15 protein-coding genes are annotated in these 13,624 nt (G+C 66.8%); 9 read left to right on the top strand and 6 right to left on the bottom strand.

What is annotated here, in order from left to right; genetic code table 11:
* Positions 1–41 precede the first annotated feature (41 nt).
* The 6 genes from NUU27_RS08015 (at position 42) to hisD (ending at position 5,516) form a co-directional block, all read left to right on the top strand.
* On the top strand, positions 42–1,019 hold the full coding sequence (locus NUU27_RS08015) for an ABC transporter permease (protein WP_257761563.1): 978 nt from the start codon (positions 42–44) through the stop codon (positions 1,017–1,019).
* A gap of 11 nt (positions 1,020–1,030) precedes the next feature.
* A complete protein-coding gene (locus NUU27_RS08010) occupies positions 1,031–1,927 on the top strand; it encodes an ABC transporter permease (protein WP_257761606.1) in 897 nt (298 codons plus the stop codon).
* Positions 1,924–2,727, top strand: a complete 804-nt coding sequence (locus NUU27_RS08005; protein WP_257761562.1) for an ABC transporter ATP-binding protein — start codon at positions 1,924–1,926, stop codon at positions 2,725–2,727. Before NUU27_RS08010 ends, NUU27_RS08005 begins: the two co-directional genes overlap by 4 nt.
* Entirely contained in the window at positions 2,724–3,653 is a 930-nt protein-coding gene (locus tag NUU27_RS08000) for an ABC transporter ATP-binding protein (protein ID WP_257761561.1), read from the top strand. Before NUU27_RS08005 ends, NUU27_RS08000 begins: the two co-directional genes overlap by 4 nt.
* On the top strand, positions 3,646–4,101 hold the full coding sequence (locus NUU27_RS07995) for a GNAT family N-acetyltransferase (RefSeq protein ID WP_257761560.1): 456 nt from the start codon (positions 3,646–3,648) through the stop codon (positions 4,099–4,101). Before NUU27_RS08000 ends, NUU27_RS07995 begins: the two co-directional genes overlap by 8 nt.
* 83 nt (positions 4,102–4,184) lie before the next feature.
* Positions 4,185–5,516 (top strand): histidinol dehydrogenase, encoded by a 1,332-nt coding sequence (gene hisD / locus NUU27_RS07990; protein ID WP_257761559.1) that lies wholly within the window; start codon positions 4,185–4,187, stop codon positions 5,514–5,516.
* 290 nt (positions 5,517–5,806) lie between these two features.
* Here the strand turns inward: hisD and NUU27_RS07985 are convergent, their stop codons facing one another.
* From NUU27_RS07985 to NUU27_RS07975, 3 genes are read right to left on the bottom strand one after another with little or no spacing between them, the layout of a single operon-like run.
* A complete protein-coding gene (locus NUU27_RS07985) occupies positions 5,807–6,202 on the bottom strand; it encodes a Fur family transcriptional regulator (RefSeq protein WP_257761558.1) in 396 nt (131 codons plus the stop codon).
* The gene (locus NUU27_RS07980; protein ID WP_257761557.1) at positions 6,199–7,020 is read right to left on the bottom strand and encodes an iron chelate uptake ABC transporter family permease subunit; all 822 of its coding nucleotides are present in this window, start codon (positions 7,018–7,020) and stop codon (positions 6,199–6,201) included. The genes NUU27_RS07985 and NUU27_RS07980 overlap by 4 nt, the downstream gene beginning before the upstream one ends.
* On the bottom strand, positions 7,010–7,906 hold the full coding sequence (locus NUU27_RS07975; protein WP_257761556.1) for a metal ABC transporter ATP-binding protein: 897 nt from the start codon (positions 7,904–7,906) through the stop codon (positions 7,010–7,012). Before NUU27_RS07975 ends, NUU27_RS07980 begins: the two co-directional genes overlap by 11 nt.
* Before the next feature lie 155 nt (positions 7,907–8,061).
* Here NUU27_RS07975 and znuA point away from each other — a divergent pair, with 155 nt between their 5' ends.
* Together znuA and aztD are read left to right on the top strand one after the other, a co-directional pair.
* Positions 8,062–9,051 (top strand): zinc ABC transporter substrate-binding protein ZnuA, encoded by a 990-nt coding sequence (znuA, locus tag NUU27_RS07970; RefSeq protein ID WP_257761555.1) that lies wholly within the window; start codon positions 8,062–8,064, stop codon positions 9,049–9,051.
* Between the two features lie 152 nt (positions 9,052–9,203).
* Entirely contained in the window at positions 9,204–10,412 is a 1,209-nt protein-coding gene (aztD, locus tag NUU27_RS07965; protein ID WP_257761554.1) for a zinc metallochaperone AztD, read from the top strand.
* A gap of 55 nt (positions 10,413–10,467) precedes the next feature.
* Here the strand turns inward: aztD and NUU27_RS07960 are convergent, their stop codons facing one another.
* Positions 10,468–10,665, bottom strand: coding sequence for a CsbD family protein (locus tag NUU27_RS07960; RefSeq protein WP_257761553.1), 198 nt, complete (start codon positions 10,663–10,665; stop codon positions 10,468–10,470).
* A 156-nt stretch (positions 10,666–10,821) separates the two neighbouring features.
* Here NUU27_RS07960 and NUU27_RS07955 point away from each other — a divergent pair, with 156 nt between their 5' ends.
* Complete coding sequence (locus NUU27_RS07955; RefSeq protein WP_257761552.1) at positions 10,822–12,201, top strand: cytochrome P450; 1,380 nt, start codon at positions 10,822–10,824, stop codon at positions 12,199–12,201.
* A gap of 33 nt (positions 12,202–12,234) precedes the next feature.
* On the opposite strand, the gene NUU27_RS07950 is transcribed toward NUU27_RS07955, so the two are convergent.
* Positions 12,235–12,603: a YraN family protein gene (locus tag NUU27_RS07950; RefSeq protein ID WP_257761551.1), complete on the bottom strand. Its 369-nt coding sequence runs from the start codon at positions 12,601–12,603 to the stop codon at positions 12,235–12,237.
* Positions 12,593–13,501, bottom strand: a complete 909-nt coding sequence (gene rsmI, locus NUU27_RS07945) for a 16S rRNA (cytidine(1402)-2'-O)-methyltransferase (RefSeq protein ID WP_257761550.1) — start codon at positions 13,499–13,501, stop codon at positions 12,593–12,595. The genes NUU27_RS07950 and rsmI overlap by 11 nt, the downstream gene beginning before the upstream one ends.
* Positions 13,502–13,624 lie beyond the last annotated feature (123 nt).

Raw genomic sequence — 13,624 nt, 5'->3', positions numbered from 1 at the left:
AGGGGGTGTAGGAGCGCCTGTGTGCGATACAGGGGAAGATCATGCGCTTCGTTCTGCGCCGTCTGGCGTTCTATCTCGTCGCCTTCCTGGTGGCGGCGACGTTCAATTTCCTGATCCCGCGGCTGATGCCCGGCAACCCCGCCGACATCATGCTGGCGCAGGCGCAGGGCACCATACCGCCCGAGGCGCGCGAGGCGCTGATGGAAACCTTCGGCTTCATCGATGAGCCGCTTCACCTGCAGTATCTGAAATATCTCGGATCCATCTTCACCTGGGATTTCGGCCTGTCGGTCAAATACTATCCGACGCCGGTGATCGACCTTTTGACGCGGGCACTGCCGTGGACGCTGTTCCTGACGGGCACGGCGACCGTGCTCGCCTATGCGCTCGGCACGCTGTTCGGCATACGCGCCGCCTGGCGCCGCGGCGGGCGTTTCGACAGCCTCGTCTCGCCGCTGGCGCTGGCGCTGCAATCCGTGCCCGCCGTGGTGGTGGCGCTGACGGCGCTGTTCGTCTTCGCCGTGTCGCTCAACTGGCTGCCGACGGGCTATGCCTACGACCCGGCGCTGGAGCCGTCGCTCGGTGGACCGTTCGTGAAGTCGATGCTAGTCCATGCGGTGATGCCGGTCCTGTCGCTGGGCCTGGTGCTGGTGGGCGGCTATCTCGTCACCATGCGCAACAACATGATCGGCCAGCTCGGCGAGGATTACGTGCATCTCGCCGAAGCCAAGGGCCTGTCGGACGCGCGGGTGCGCTACAACTATGCCGCCCGCAACGCGCTGCTGCCGTCGGTCACCGCCTTCGCCATCAGCCTCGGCTCCGTGTTCGGCGGCTCGCTGATCACCGAGGTGGTGTTCAACTATCCGGGGCTCGGCAACCTGCTCTACACCGGCGTCATCGCCCGCGATTTCCCGCTCATCCAGGGCCAGCTCCTGATCATGACGCTGGCGATGCTGACGGCGAATTTCGCGGTCGACATCGCCTATGTGGCGCTCGACCCGCGCCTGAGGAGGGCCTGATGCTCGGCCTCCTGAAGATCTTCCTGCGCAACCGCAAGGCTGCTTTCGGCCTCGCCATCGTGGTGTTCTACGTGGTCGTCGCGCTTGCCGCCCCCGTCCTCACCGGCCACGACCCCAACAAGCGGGTGAGCCGGCCGCACCAGCCGCCGAGCGTCGAACATGTGATGGGCACCACGCGCATGGGCCGCGACGTCTATACCCAACTCGTCTGGGGCACGCGCACCTCGCTGATGGTCGGCGTGCTCGCCGGCCTCATCGTCACGCTGATCGGCACCGTGGTGGGGCTGACGGCCGCCTATTACGGCGGCACGACGGACGAGACGCTGAACTTCGCCACCAACGTGGTCCTGGTCCTGCCGCAGCTGCCGTTGCTTCTCGTGCTCGCCGCTTTCCTCGGCCAGGTGGGGCCGCTGGCGATCGCCGTGATCATCGGGCTCACCTCTTGGGCCTGGGGCGCCCGCGTCACCCGCGCGCAGGCGCTGACGCTGAAGAACCGCGAGTTCATCCAGGCCTCGCAGCTCATCGGCGAGCCGGTGTGGCGCATGATCCTGGTCGAGATGCTGCCCAATCTCTTGTCGATCATCGGCTTCAATTTCATCGGCAGCGTCATCTTCACCATCATCACCCAGGCCACCCTGGAGTTTCTGGGGCTGGGCGACCCGCTGTCTGTCTCCTGGGGCACGATGCTCTACAACGCCAAGAACGCCTCGGCCATCACCGTCGGCGCCTGGTGGGAGATGGCCGCGCCCTGCGCCGCCATCGTCGTCATCGGCGTCGGCCTGTCGCTGTTGAATTTCGGCGTCGATGAGATCTCCAATCCGCGCCTGCGCACGCTCGGCGCCATCGGCAAGGCGATGAAGCTGCAGAAGAAGCTCGACCGCGAGCGCCTGGTGGAGAAGGAGGCATGAGCGCGCCGGAGCCCCTCCTGTCGGTGCAGAATCTCTGCGTCGACTATCTGACGCCGACCGGCACCTTCCGTGCCGTGCGCAACGTCTCCTTCGACATCGGCCACAACGAGATCCTGGGGCTAGCCGGCGAGAGCGGCTGCGGCAAGAGCACCATCGCCTTCTCGATCATGCGGATGCACCGCCCGCCGGCCTTCATCAGCGAAGGCAGGATCCTGTTCGAGGGGGACGATGTGCTCGCCTTCCCGCGCCGCAGGCTGGAGGCCTGGCGCTGGAGCGGCGCCTCGATGGTGTTCCAGAGCGCCATGAACTCGCTGAATCCGGTCCTGACCGTGTTCGAGCAGTTCCGCGACATGCTGGCGCGCCACGAGAGGATGGACCGAGCGGCGGCGCGCCGGAAGGCCGCCGAGATGATGGCCATGGTCGGCCTTCCGGCCGACCGGCTCGACGCGTTTCCGCACCAGCTTTCCGGCGGCATGCGGCAACGGGTCGTGCTGGCCATGGCGCTGACGCTGAAGCCACGTCTCGTCATCATGGACGAGCCGACGACGGCGCTCGACGTGGTGGTGCAGCGCGAGATCCTGCAGGAGGTCGTGGCGCTGCGGCGGAGGCTGGGCTTCTCGGTGCTCTTCATCACCCACGACCTGGCGCTGATGGCGCAGTTCGCCGACCGCATCGCCGTCATGCTCGAGGGGCGCATCGTCGAAGCGGGCGGAGCCGAAAGCCTCGTCGCTTCACCGCGCCACGACTATACGCGCAGGCTCTGGGCCGCCATGCCGCGCATCGAGGGAACCGTCGCATGAACGCTCCGCTTCTTTCCCTGGAAGGCGTCTCCAAGACCTTTCACGTGCGCCCGGTGCTGGGCCCCGCGCGCCGCGTCGAGGCATTGCGCAACGTCAGCTTTTCGATCGAGCCCGGCAGGGCGCTAGCGCTGGTCGGCGAAAGCGGCTCGGGCAAGAGCACCTGCGGCCGCGCCGTCATCCGCCATTTCGAGCCGAGCGCAGGCACAATCCGCTTCCGCGGCGCCGATATCTTCGCCGGCCGCACGCGCCGGGGCGACCGCGCCTATCTCGCCGCCGTGCAGATGGTGTTCCAGGATCCCTTCGCCTCCCTCAACCCGACGCACACGATCCGCCATCACCTGGAGCGGCCGCTGAGGCTGCACGGCGGCGCCGGGGATCTGGAGGCGCGGCTGCGGCGGATCCTTACGGACGTGGAGCTCGACCCGGCGACGACGCTGGAAAAATTTCCGCACCAGCTTTCCGGCGGCCAGCGGCAGCGCGTGAGCTTCGCCCGCGCGCTTGCCGTCGGCGCCGAGCTGATCGTTGCCGACGAGCCGACCTCCATGCTTGACGTGTCGATCCGCAAATCCGTGCTCGACCTGATGCGGCGATTGAAGGAGGAACGCAGCATCGCCTTCCTCTACATCACCCACGACATCGCCACGGCGCGCTATATCGCCGAGGAGACGGCGGTGATGTATGCCGGCCAGGTGGTGGAGCGCGGGCCCTCCGGCGCCGTCATCGGCAATCCGCATCATCCCTATTCGAGGCTGCTGATCTCCGCCGTGCCGGACCCCGCCCGCCGCTTCGACGCGGCGGGAGGCGATGCGCTTGCCTTCACGCGGCAGGCCGAGGCGGTGCGGCGGCTGGCCGCGCAGCCCGTAGCCGGCTACCGCGAGGTGGCGCCTGGCCATTTCATTGCCTATTCGGAGACCGACCATGCCTGATCTTCTCGTGCCGCTCTACAAGCTGCCGGCGCAGGCGCCGCGTGGCGACGCCGTCGTCATCCGCCGTGCCATCGCGCCGGAAATGCATGTCGTGTGCGATTTCGCCGAACGGCATTTCAGCCGCAACTGGGCGAGCGAATGCGCCGTCGCCTTTGCCGCCCGGCCGCCCGGCGTGCTGATGGCGGTGGAGGAGGGCAAGCTGCTCGGTTTCGCCTGCTACGACGCCACCGCGAAGGGCTTTTTCGGCCCCACGGGCGTTGCCGAGGCGGCGCGCGGGCGCGGCATCGGCGCGGGGCTCTTGACGACGACGCTGCATGCCATGTGGCAGGCGGGCTATGCCTATGCGGTGATCGGCGCCGCCGGTCCCGTCGGCTTTTACGAGCGGCACTGCGGGGCGATCGAGATTCCCGGCTCCGAACCCGGCATCTATGGCGGCATGCTGCGCTGAGCGGCCGCTCCCCGGGGGCTATTCCTGGCGGGAAAATCATTTATAGGTGGCGCCGGAACGCATCCTGGAGACCGGTGGTGAAGATGTCGAAGCGCGTGGCCTGGCATGAATTGTCGAAACTGTCCGATGCGCAGCGCAAGGTGCTGCTCACGCGCACGGAGGACGATCTCACCCATTTCCTCGAGAACGTCGCGCCGATCATCGAGGCGGTGCGCCTGGAAGGCGACGTGGCGTTGGCGCGTTTTGCCCGACGGTTCGACAAGGCACCGGTGGAACCCGACGAGATCGCCGCGACCGAAGCGGATTTCGATGCCGCCTTCAAGAGCCTCGACAAGAAGATGATCGAGACGCTGGAGTTCTGCGCCGACAACATTCGCCGGTTCCACGAGGCGCAGCGCCCGCAGGAGATGTGGATGAAGGAGATCCGCCCCGGCGTGCTGGTCGGCGAGCGGGCGACGCCCATCGACAGCGTGGCGCTCTATTCGCCGCGCGGCAAGGGCACCTTCCCGTCCATGACGCTGATGACGGCGATCCCGGCGGTCGTCGCCGGTGTGCCGATGCCGATCGTGCTCACCCCACCGGGTCCCGACGGCAAGGTGGATGCGGCGACGCTGGTCGCCGCCCGCATCGCCGGCGTGAAGCATGTCTACAAGGCGGGTGGCGGCCAGGCCGTGGCTGCCGCCGCCTACGGCACCGCGACGGTGCCGCGCTGCGCCAAGTTCGAGGGGCCGGGCAGCCCGTGGATCGCCGCCGCCAAGCGGCTCCTGCAGGGCCAGATCGCCTCGCGCCTGCCGGCCGGCCCGACCGAGAGCATCGTGCTCGCCGACGAGAGCGCCGATCCGGAGATCGCCGCCCTCGACCTTCTGGTCGAGGCCGAGCACGGCAGCGACAGCTCCAACTTCCTTGTCACCTGGTCCCGTGAGGTGGCCGAGAAGGTGCGCGACGCGCTGCCGAAATTCTGGGCCGAGATGGGTGCCGAGCGGGTGCGTTATTCGTCGGACGTGCTGGGCGGCACCAGCGGCGGCATCGTGCTCGCCGAAACGCCGGACCAGGCCTTCGACTTCGTCAATGATTACGCGCCCGAGCACCTGCAGATCCTGTCGAAGACGCCGTTCGAATATCTGTCGAAGGTGCGCAACGCTTCCGAGATCCTGCTCGGCGAGCACGCGCCGGGCTCGATGGCGAATTACGCGCTCGGCCCCAACGCCGTGCTGCCTACCTCGGGCATGGCGCGCGCCCACTCGCCGCTTGGCGTACACGATTTCATGAAGACCTCTTCCGTCGCCCATGTGACGGCGCAGGGCTATGCGGAGTTCGCTCCGCATACGCTGCGCTTCGCCCGCTACGAGGGGTTCGATGCGCACGGCAACGCGGTGACGCCGCTCCGGAACAATCACGTGGAGAAGCAGGGGTAGAGGCTAGGGTCAGGACCTATGAATATGGCCGCAATGGTCGGCCTGATTTGTGCGGATACGCGGAGCAGGACCGCAGGAAGACTTCACGTCTTTCAAGGTCTTGCGACAAAGTAGCCCGTGCAAATCAGGCCGACCATTGCGGCCATATTCATAGGTCCTGACCCTAGATCGCGATGATCTTGGATTGAATCAATCCAAAATCATAAAACGCGATCGATTCCAAAGAATTGAGCGGGATGCGGGCGGAAAACCGCTTCACACTTTTCCTCATCCCGCTCTAAGCCCCAGCGCTACCCTTTATCGGCGCATCCGCCGCAATCGCCGCGGATCTCGATGGTCGTCTTGGCCGCCTTGAAGCGATGGGTCCTGGCCCAGCCTTCCAGTCGCTCCTTGACCGTGTCGTCGGAGAATTCCTCCACCTTGCCGCAGTTCTCGCAGATGGCGAAGGCGATGAGTTCCTGCTCGTGGCAGTGCGGGTGCGCGCAGGCGACGAAGGCGTTGAGGCTTTCGAGCCGGTGCACCAGACCCATCTCGGTGAGCTTGTCGAGCGCCCGGTAGACCTGTAGCGGCGCGCGCAGGCCGTCGCTGCGCAACCGGTCTAGGATCGTGTAAGCGCTGAGCGGCGCCTCGGCGCTCGACAGCGCCTTCATGACAAGATTCTGGTTGCGGGTCAGGTCGGGGGTCATGGCCGGTCCTCCGTCACGCGGTCGGGGGTTTTCGCCAGCGGCGAGGGGGCGAGGCTGAGCACGAAGAAGAGGAGCGCCGCCACGACGATGGACGGGCCGGACGGCGTGTCGAATTCGAGCGAGCCGGCAAGGCCGGCAACCACGGAGGCCGCGCCGATGAGAGCTGCAAGCACGGCCATCGTCTCCGGTCCATCGGCAAAGCGCCGCGCCGTGGCCGCCGGGATGATGAGCAGGGCGGTGATCAGGAGAATACCGACCAGCTTCATGGCGATGGCGATGACGGCGGCCATCAGCAGCATGAAGACGAAGCGCGATCGCTCGGGGTTGAGCCCCTCCGCCTGGGCGATGTCGGTGTTGACCGTGGCCGCCAGCAACGGTCGCCACAGGGCAACGAGCAGGACCAGAACCGCCGCGCCGCCGCCATAGATGAGCGCGATGTCGAGCTTCGACACGGCGAGGATGTCGCCGAACAGGAAGCCCATCAGATCGACCCGCACCCATGTCATGAAAGCCACCATGACGAGGCCGAGCGCCAATGTCGAGTGCGACAGGATGCCGAGCAGCGCATCGGTGGACAATGCGCCGCGCTTTTCCAGAAAAAGCAATGCCAGCGAAGCGAGGGCGGCGACCAGGAAGACGCCGATCATCAGGTTGATCTGCATGACCAGCGACAGGGCCACGCCGAGCAGCGCCGAATGGGCCATGGTGTCGCCGAAATAGGCCATGCGCCGCCAGACGACGAAGCAGCCGAGCGGGCCGGTGACCAGCGCCAGGCCAATGCCGGCGATGAGGGCGCGGGTGAAGAAATCATCGAGCATGGGGCTCTCCGTCGCTCTGCGCCCGGCTCGAGCGGTCATGGCCGTGGTCGTGGGCGTCGTCACCGTGATGGTGATGCCCGTCCTCGGCGTGGCAATGGTCGGTGATCGAGCCGTCGGCATGGCGCACGCGACCGTCGGCCAGATGCGTGTGGTCGTGGTGGTGGCGGTAGAGCGCCAGCGCCTCGGCGGCGCGCGCGCCGAACAGTTTCCTGTATTCGGGGCTGACCATGACGCTCTGCGGCGCTCCGCGGCAGCACACATGCCCGTTGAGGCAGATCACCGTGTCGGTGTCGGCCATCACGATATGCAGGTCGTGCGAGATCATCAGGATGCCGCAGCCAGTCCGGTTGCGGATGTCGCGGATCAACTCGTAGAGCGCCACCTCACCGGTGAAATCGACGCCCTGCACGGGTTCGTCGAGCACCAGCAGGTCGGGCTTGCGCAGAAGCGCGCGGGCGAGCAGGGCGCGCTGGAATTCGCCGCCGGAAAGCGCCGCCACCTGCCGTCCGGCAAGATGCGCCACGCCGGCAGCCTCGAGCGCGGCGCCGATCTCCGCGCGGCTTGCCGGCGCGGTGAGCGTCATCAGGCGCTCGACGCTGAGCGGCAGCGTCCAGTCGATCGCCACCTTCTGCGGCACATAGCCGACCTTGAGACGCTTCGAGCGGTGCACATGCCCTTCGGACGGCTTTATCACGCCGATGGCGGTCTTCGCAGTGGTGCTCTTGCCCGAGCCGTTCGGCCCGATCAGCGTGACGATCTCGCCGCGCCTGACGGCAAGGTCGACACCGCGCACCAGCCAGCGCCCGGCGCGGAAGACGCCGGCATTGTGCATCTCGACCAACGGTTCGGACGTGGTTTCGAGAGAGGGGGAGTGCTTTTTCAACATGCGAGTTTTTCCGGCTTGTCAGCGCATATGGCACACGTTATAGCATAACGCAAGGAGATGTAATGTCATAACATAATGGCACGTCGATTCATCGATCTGTCGGCATGTCCCGGCTGCGCATCTTGCGTCCGTTCGACCTTCCACAGGAGCCCCTCATGAAATCCACTCGCGCCCTTTTCGCCGCCGCCTCCCTGCTTGCCCTGTCGGCCGGCGGAGCGCTGGCCGCGGAACCGCAGGTCGTCACATCCATCAAGCCCGTCCATTCCCTGGTCGCGGCGGTGATGGAGGGTGTCGGCGAGCCGGGACTCATCCTGCAGGGCGCCGGCTCGCCGCACACCTACTCGCTGCGCCCCTCCCAGGCGCGCATGCTCGCCGATGCCGATCTGGTGTTCTGGGTCGGCCCGAACCTGGAAGCCTTTCTCGCCAAGCCGTTGGACACGCTGGCTGAGGGGGCGAAGCTGGTGACGCTTTCGGAAGCCGCGGGGCTGACCTTGCTCCAGCCCCGCGAAGGTGGCGCTTTCGAGGCGCATGCGCATGAGGGTGAGGAAGACGATCACCACGACGATCACGATGACGAGGCGGGCAGCCACGAGGCCGAGGCGGGTCACGACCACGATGACCACGGCCCCGACGCGCATCTTTGGCTCGATCCGGAAAACGCCAAGGTGATGGCGCGGGCGATCGCTGAAGCCCTGTCGGAAGCCGATCCGGACAACGCCGCCACCTATGCCGCCAACACGGCCAAGCTGGAAGGCAGGATCGACGCGCTGGAAGCCGAGGTGTCGGCGGAGCTGGCGCCGGTCAAGGACAAACCGTTCGTCGTCTTTCACGACGCCTACCAGTATTTCGAGAAGCGCTTCGGCCTGGCGGCGGCGGGCTCCATCACCGTCAGCCCCGAGGTGATCCCCGGCGCGCAGCGTGTCGACGAGATTCACACGAAGGTGAAGGCGCTCGATGCGGCCTGCGTCTTCGCCGAGCCGCAGTTCGAGCCTCGCCTGGTCGAGGTGGTGACCGAGGGAACCAGCGCCAAGGCGGGTGTCCTCGACCCGCTGGGCGCGACGCTGACGGATGGCCCGGACCTTTATTTCGAGCTGATCCGCGGCATGGCGACCTCGCTTAAGACCTGTCTTTCGGCGCAAAGCTGAGGCAGCGCGGGGCCGGGCTCGGCAGGGTTTTGCGGAAACGCTGCCCTGCCGGGAGGCATTTGTCCGCTGCCCCGTGCCGGCAAGAGCCAGCCGGTTGGTCTGGCTTCCATTTCATTTGATTAGTAACGTTATTACATAAAGGAGAGACGACGATGCGACCACATGCCTTGCTCTGCGGAGCCGGACTGGCGCTGGCAGCGACGGGAGCCGGCGAGGCCGGTGAACGGGAGGCCTGGCGGCTGTTCGTGGCCGACCACACGGCGCCCGTGCTTCACGTGCTCGACGCGGAAAAGGGCGAGACGCTCGAAACCTTTCCGCTTGCCGCACCGGCCCGCAACTATGCAACCGAGAACGGCCGGACCGTCTTCGCCGTGCAGCGCGACGCCAACACGGTGACGGGCTTTTCGACCGGCATCCACTTCGACGATCACGGCGACCACGCCGACATCGAGGTTACGGCGCCGAAGGCGCTGGCCGGGTCGGTCGACGGCGAACGCCCCGTGCATTTCGTCGCGCATCACGGCGACGTGGCGCTGTTCTTCGACGGGGAAGGCGTGGCCCGCCTCGTGTCGGAAAAGGTGCTTGAGGATGGCATGCCCGCGCCGCGCGAACTGAAGACGAGCGCCCCGCATCATGGCGTCGCCATTCCCTACGGTGCGCACGCCATCCTGACCGTGCCGAACCGGACGGATCCGAGCGAGTTGCCGGAAGGCGTCGTCGTGGTGGATGCGGCGGGCCAGATGGTGGGCGAGCCGGTGTCCTGCCCCGGCCTGCACGGCGAGGCGACGTCGGGCAACATCACGGCGATCGCCTGCAAGACAGGTCTGCTGCTGGTGACGGGCGGTCGCGGCGCGGCGCCCACGATCAGGCATCTCGCCTATACCGCGGACCTGCCCTCGGATGCGAAGGTCTCGACGCTTGTCGGCGGCAAGGCGCTGCAATATTTCCTCGGCAATTTCGGCCCCTCCTCCGTGGTGCTGATCGATCCGGAGGACGAGCAGGCCTTCCGCCTGATCGATCTGCCGACGCGCCGTGTCGACTTCGCCGTCGACCCGGTGCGGCCGAAATTCGCCTATGTCTTCACCGAGGACGGCAAGCTGAACCGCGTCAACGTTCTGGCCGGCAAGATCGACCGCTCGGTGGCGCTGACGGAGCCCTATTCGATGGACGGTCACTGGTCGGATCCGCGTCCGCGCATCGCCGTGGCCGGTGACGAGATCATGGTGACGGATCCGCTGAAGGGTAGCATCCACGCGGTGAGCGCCGACACGTTCGAAAAGGCGCGCACCATCGCGATCGAGGGCATGCCCTACAACATTGTCGCGGTGGGCGGCGCCGGCGAGGCGCACGAAAACCACTGAGACGGCCGGAAAGCCCCGCACACGCGGGGCTTTCCATTCGTTCGGCAGCGGCTGGTCAGTGGCGCGACAGCCAGTCGTCGATCTCGCGCTCGGCCTCTTCCTGAGCCTTGCCGTAGCGTTCCTGCAGCTTGCCGGCGAGTTCCTTCCGGTTGCCGTGCACGACATCGAGATCATCGTTGGTGAGCTTGCCCCAGTTCTTCTGGACCTTGCCCTTGAACTGCTCCCAATTGCCTTCGACCTGATTCCAGTTCATGACGCCTCCTTGCGCATCTCAGCGGAGCGCATTCCTGTTCGTTTCCATTTGCCTGGGACGCCCTATCAATGCGCCAGGTCATCAGTGGTTCCCGCCGTTTGCCCGATTTGAAGAGACGCCCTCCGGGGCCTAGATTATGCGGGAAAGGATTTGCCGATGAAGACCACGCCTGCGCCGTTCGTGCCGCCCGCACCGAGCCCGCGCACGAAGCCGCCATCCACGCTGCAGATGATGCGCATCGTCTACCGCAATCCGCTGGAGCTGTGGGGCGAGCCTTCCTACAACGAGCCGTGGATCTACATCGAAGGCGGTATCGGTGGGCCGCTTGTCATCGCCAATGATCCCGGCCTGATCCGCCATGTGCTCGTCGACAACGCCAGGAACTACAAGATGGCGCGCGTGCGCCAGAAGATCTTGCGCCCGATCCTGCGCGACGGCCTGCTGACCGCCGAAGGTGAGGTGTGGCGGCGCTCCCGCAAGGCGATGGCGCCGGTCTTCACGCCGCGCCACATCGCCGGCTTCGCACGGCCGATGCTGGAGCGCACCGAGGCCTTCGCCGAGCGCTACGAGGCCGCGGCCGGCCCGGTCGACGTCTCGCGGGACATGACGCTGCTCACCTTCGACATCCTCGCCGAAACGCTGTTTTCCGGTGAGATCGCCGGCGATCCAAGCGCGTTCGCCCATCAGGTCGACCGTCTGTTCGAGACCATGGGCCGCGTCGATCCGCTCGATCTGCTCGGGGCGCCCGACTGGCTGCCCCGCATCACCCGGCTGCTCGGCCGCAACTCACTCGCCTTCTTCCGCAACATCGTCGCCGAAACCATGGAGATGCGGAAGGCCAGGATCGCGCAGGGCACCGACGTGCCGGAGGATTTCCTCACCCTGCTCCTGCGCGCCGAGGGGCCGGACGGCCTTTCCAGGCAGGAGATCGAGGACAATCTGATCACCTTCATCGGCGCCGGCCACGAGACCACGGCCCGGGCGCTCGGCTGGACCATCTATTGCCTGGCCGAAGCGTCCTGGGAGCGCGACAGGGTCGAGGCGGAGATCGATGCGGTGCTGGCGCGCGAGCCCGATCCCGTGAAATGGCTCGATGCCATGCCGTTGACGCGCGCCGCCTTCGAGGAGGCGATGCGGCTCTATCCGCCGGCGCCCTCGATCAATCGCGAGGCCCTGGCGGAGGATCGGTACCGCGACTTCACCATCGTCAAGGGTGCGCAGGTTCTGGTAATGCCGTGGACGGTGCATCGCCACCGGGCGCTGTGGGACAATCCGGAAGCCTTCCTGCCGTCGCGCTTCCACCCGGAAAACCGCGAGAAGCTCGATCGCTACCAGTATCTGCCCTTCGGCGCCGGGCCGCGTGTGTGCATCGGCGCCAGCTTCGCCATGCAGGAAGCGGTGATCGCGCTCGCCGTGCTCCTGTCGCGCTTCCGCTTCGACACGCTGCCCGAGACGAAGCCCTGGCCGGTGCAGAAGCTCACCACCCAGCCGCAGGGCGGCTTGCCGATGCGGGTGAGCCGGCGTTCGTCGGCATGAGACGTCTTCCCGGGTGAGGCGGAGCTTGCCGGCCTATCCTCTTCCCGAAAACGCATTCTCCACATGCACGGGCCAGCGGCGTGGCAGCACGGCGACGAGGTCGAAGCGCAGCGACAGCCGGGCGTGATCGGGCTGGCGGGCCAGCCACAGATCGGCGGCGCGCTCGATGCGGCGCTGCGCCTCGTAGCCCACCGCCTCCATCGCCTGCTCAAGGCTCGGACGGGCCTTGACCTCGACGATGGCGACGAGGTCGCCGCGCCGGGCGATCAGATCGATCTCGCCAAGCTTCGTGCGGTGCCGACGGGCGAGGATGCGGTAGCCCTTGGCCATCAGCGCGACTGCGGCCAGCCATTCGCCGCGATGGCCGCGCCGATAGGCTTTTTGCCGCGCCTCAGCCGGCATCGCTGGCGGCCTTCAGCTCGATCAGGCGTTGGTAGAGATCGGCCTTGCGGGCGCCCGTCATACGGGCCGCCTCGCCGGCCGCCTTGGCGGCGGGCATCTCGGCGGCGAGCGACAGGAGCAGGCGGTCGGTGTCCACCATGCTCGCCTCTGCCGCCTCGCCCGGCGGGCCGATGCAGACGACAATCTCGCCCTTCGGCGCGCCGGCTTCGGCGTAATGCGCGGCGAGCTTTGCCAGCGTGTCGCGCCGCATCTCCTCGAAGGTCTTGGTGATTTCGCGTGCCACGCAGGCCGGTCGATCGCCGCCCAGCGCCTCTGCCATCGCGGCAAGGCTTCCGGCCAGCCGGCGCGGCGATTCGAAAAAGATCAGCGTCGCCGGCGTCTGGCGGAACGTCTCGAGCCGGCGCTGGCGCTGGCCGTCCTTGACCGGAAGGAAGCCGGCAAACAAAAAAGCGTCGGTCGGCAGCCCGGAGGCCGACAGCGCGGCGAGCACGGCGGAGGGACCGGGCACGGGAACCACGCGGATACCTTTCTCGACGGCCTGTTCGACCAGCCGGTAGCCGGGGTCGGAGACGAGCGGCGTGCCGGCGTCCGAGATCAGGGCGACGCTTTGCCCTGCCTCGAGGGCGTTAAGCAGGCGTGGGCCCGCCTCGCGCGCATTGTGCTCGTGATAGGCCGTCATGGCGCGTTTGATGCCGTAGCGGGAAATCAGGATGCGCGAGGTGCGCGTGTCCTCGCAGGCGAGGATGTCGGCGGCGGCCAGCACCTCCAGCGCGCGCAGCGTGATGTCGGCAAGGTTGCCGATCGGTGTCGCCACCAGATAGAGAGCGGGCTCCAGCGGACCCGCACCGATGCGCGCGCCGCCCACCACGAAACTCTTCTCCGCGCGCTGCTTTTCCATAGGCTTCACCGTTCCCGTTCGCACATCTCTTTGACATGCCGGCAGCATGGTTGCAAAGTCGCGCGCGAAATTGAGGAAGACGCAGTTTATGAAACTTTGGACTTCGGCCGGCCGCAAGGCCGG

The organism is Nitratireductor sp. ZSWI3 (assembly GCF_024655565.1).
Lineage (GTDB): Bacteria > Pseudomonadota > Alphaproteobacteria > Rhizobiales > Rhizobiaceae > Nitratireductor.
Note: the sequence above shows the minus strand (reverse complement) of the source record. Positions and strands in the feature narration are given on the sequence as shown.

Bases quoted from the DNA above. Each gene is read 5' to 3' on its own strand.
- NUU27_RS08015 (WP_257761563.1), top strand. From the start codon at position 42: ATGCGCTTCGTTCTGCGCCGTCTGGCGTTCTATCTCGTCGCCTTCCTG.
- NUU27_RS08005 (WP_257761562.1), top strand. From the start codon at position 1,924: ATGAGCGCGCCGGAGCCCCTCCTGTCGGTGCAGAATCTCTGCGTCGAC.
- NUU27_RS08000 (WP_257761561.1), top strand. From the start codon at position 2,724: ATGAACGCTCCGCTTCTTTCCCTGGAAGGCGTCTCCAAGACCTTTCAC.
- NUU27_RS07995 (WP_257761560.1), top strand. From the start codon at position 3,646: ATGCCTGATCTTCTCGTGCCGCTCTACAAGCTGCCGGCGCAGGCGCCG.
- hisD (WP_257761559.1), top strand. From the start codon at position 4,185: ATGTCGAAGCGCGTGGCCTGGCATGAATTGTCGAAACTGTCCGATGCG.
- NUU27_RS07985 (WP_257761558.1), bottom strand. From the start codon at position 6,202: ATGACCCCCGACCTGACCCGCAACCAGAATCTTGTCATGAAGGCGCTG.
- NUU27_RS07980 (WP_257761557.1), bottom strand. From the start codon at position 7,020: ATGCTCGATGATTTCTTCACCCGCGCCCTCATCGCCGGCATTGGCCTG.
- NUU27_RS07975 (WP_257761556.1), bottom strand. From the start codon at position 7,906: ATGTTGAAAAAGCACTCCCCCTCTCTCGAAACCACGTCCGAACCGTTG.
- znuA (WP_257761555.1), top strand. From the start codon at position 8,062: ATGAAATCCACTCGCGCCCTTTTCGCCGCCGCCTCCCTGCTTGCCCTG.
- aztD (WP_257761554.1), top strand. From the start codon at position 9,204: ATGCGACCACATGCCTTGCTCTGCGGAGCCGGACTGGCGCTGGCAGCG.
- NUU27_RS07960 (WP_257761553.1), bottom strand. From the start codon at position 10,665: ATGAACTGGAATCAGGTCGAAGGCAATTGGGAGCAGTTCAAGGGCAAG.
- NUU27_RS07955 (WP_257761552.1), top strand. From the start codon at position 10,822: ATGAAGACCACGCCTGCGCCGTTCGTGCCGCCCGCACCGAGCCCGCGC.
- NUU27_RS07950 (WP_257761551.1), bottom strand. From the start codon at position 12,603: ATGCCGGCTGAGGCGCGGCAAAAAGCCTATCGGCGCGGCCATCGCGGC.
- rsmI (WP_257761550.1), bottom strand. From the start codon at position 13,501: ATGGAAAAGCAGCGCGCGGAGAAGAGTTTCGTGGTGGGCGGCGCGCGC.